At 44.1% G+C, this 2,534-nt stretch carries 2 protein-coding genes; both read right to left on the reverse strand.

Going from position 1 to position 2,534, the window contains the following annotated elements; translation table 11 throughout:
* Positions 1-1,904, reverse strand: a 1,904-nt coding sequence (locus ACEW8S_RS03630) for an OmpA family protein (protein ID WP_373516823.1), incomplete at its 3' end; no start/stop codon positions are given.
* A partial coding sequence (locus ACEW8S_RS03635; RefSeq protein WP_373516824.1) for a type IX secretion system membrane protein PorP/SprF occupies positions 1,904-2,534 on the reverse strand: 631 nt, incomplete at its 5' end. The genes ACEW8S_RS03630 and ACEW8S_RS03635, both read right to left, overlap by 1 nt.

Consider the following 2,534-nt stretch of genomic DNA (forward strand, 5'->3'; position numbering starts at 1 on the left):
AAAAGGGTACGCAGGTTCTGTTGGTGCAGAAAATCAAGGCAATACACACCGTCCGTACAATTGTTGACAATCTTGTCCTCTCCAAAGCCTTTCGAACTGGTAATGTTTTCGGAAGGAACACCATTTTTCAACAGATAGTCCCTAATAGCAGCCGATCGTTGCTCGGAAACTTTTTGGTTCGAACTTCTACCGCCACGACTATCCGTATGGGTTTCTATGGAGAATTTCATAGTAGGGAATTTTTTGACTGCGTCGACCACCTTATCGATTTCCATGGTAATTTCCGGTGTAAGATTGCTTTGGCCGCTTGCAAAAAAGAAATCCTTTAAATTCAGCACCATTTTCCCCTCCTTTTCCTCTACAATATCGGCGATGAATGCCAATTCGATTGTTAATGGGGCCTTTTCAAGTTCCTGTAATCCTTTCGGGTTGTAGGTTTCCGAGAACCTGGAAAAGGTTTCTTTGGACACCTCTAATGTTACAACGGGATTGTACGGTATCTCCAATAGATATGAGCCATTAACGCCTGTATAAACCTCCTTTAGTACTTTTCCATCACCACCCAAAAGTTTTACTGTAGCGTCGGATATGGATTGATCATAGGGCGGCTTGACCACTTTTCCCCTAAAAATGAGCGTTCGCAGACCCGGTTTCTCGTTGATTTTAAATCCGTATATGTCATCGCCTCCCCTGCCTCCTGCCCTGTTGGAAGAGAAATAGCCCATAAGGCCCTCCTCTTGGTCCGCTTTGATGATAAATCCGAATTCATCGTATTTTGTATTGATGCCATTCCCTAAATTCACGGGAATACTAAAACCTGTATCGGGCAGAAGATTGGAGCGATATACATCCATGCCTCCCATCCCGTAAAAAACATCCGAAGAAAAATAAAGGCTATTATCGAATACATACGGAGCGATTTCGTTGCCCGGAGAATTGATACGCGGACCCAAATTGATAGGTTGCGACATCACTTGACCATTGTTCATGTCTACATAATAGATATCGGTACCGCCATAACTATCCTTAAAATTGGCCGAAAAATAAAGCCTTTCACTATCCGCATTGTAGAAAGGATAATAGAAAGAAGTGCTGAGATCCTTCAATAAAAATCGAAAAGTTCCGTTTTCACTGACCATACCGATGGCCAAGGCATTTTTTCCCTTCTCATCGAACGCAAGGTTATTATCCTCAGTGTTGGACAGTATATAATAAATGTCACCAGTGCTCTCGGAATAATAAGGCGTCGATTTATGGAATTCGGAATTCGGAATGCGCTCGAACGGACTTGCGTCGGACAGGCTGCCATTCTGGTTGTTTGTGATTTTATAGATGTCAAGATAAGCATCCCCTGAAGGGCCATATATTTTTTTCGACCGCGTTTTTCGGCTGCTACTGAAAAGTAGGTCGTTCTGATAGAAGCTGGGCGCATTGTCCGCCTCCGGACTATTGCCGTTCAACGTAAATATAAAGAAACCGGTAGACCCCGTATCATCGGAATTCAACACCTGATCGTTAAACTCGGCATTTTCCAAAAGTTCTCCGGCAAAGCTGTCTCCCTTTGATTTCAAGAAGGCCTTGACCCGCTCATTTTCGGAAATCTTGGCCAGACTCTGCAGCATCTTGTTGAAGCGGTGGTCCGATAGGATGGAATCGTTCTTATTGAGATCTAGATACATTTTCGACGCCTTGTTATATTCCCCGGTCTGAAAATAGGAATCGGCCAAGTTCAGACGCTGAAAGTTGGTCATCAGTTCCCCCTGCTGCATCTGCTTTTGATAGGCCTTTATAGCGTCTTCATAGGCATAGGCATAGAAATATTTGTCGCCCTGCGAATTGATCTCTTGCGAAATACAAAACGCAGTACTTATAAATAAGAACGCTATTACGAGTCTTGACTTCATTAGAAAAATCTTGGTGTATCGATCTGTTTGGGTTTCCCCTTCAACTCTTTATTATTGCTCTTCGTGCCATCGCCCCTGCCCAGATAAAATTTAAGGATCACCTCATGGGAGCCATTGCTGAACTCGCCCAAGGGATTCGTATTATAATCATAGGAGTAGCCGATAAACGTACCATCGGTGACCTGAAAACCCGCCAGTCCGCTGATGGCATTGCCGAACCTGTAGGACGCACCGAAGGTAAACCGATCGTTGAACAAGAAATTGGTCGACAGGTTCGTATTGACGGGCGCACCGCTAACCAAATTGATCAAGAAAGCCGGTTTGAACTTTAGGGATTCGGCTATATCGAAGACATAGCCCCCGATAAAATTGAACTGTAATTTATCATCGATAATCGTGGCCACGTCATCGTTGTAGACCCCATCGGTCAAAAAATTCGGTATCGAGGCGCCGAGGTACCAAATATCGTCTTCGTATAAAAAGAAACCTGCCCCGACGGTCGGATAGAACTTACTGATGGTTTCACCGTTTAATATCGGTTCCCCGGGATTCTCGAACGTACCTTTTGAAAAATCGACGTTCAAAAAAGAACCGCCGACATCCATCCCGAAAGAAAGCTTTGTATTATCG

It is taken from the genome of Pricia sp. (assembly GCF_041745955.1).
Lineage (GTDB): Bacteria > Bacteroidota > Bacteroidia > Flavobacteriales > Flavobacteriaceae > Pricia.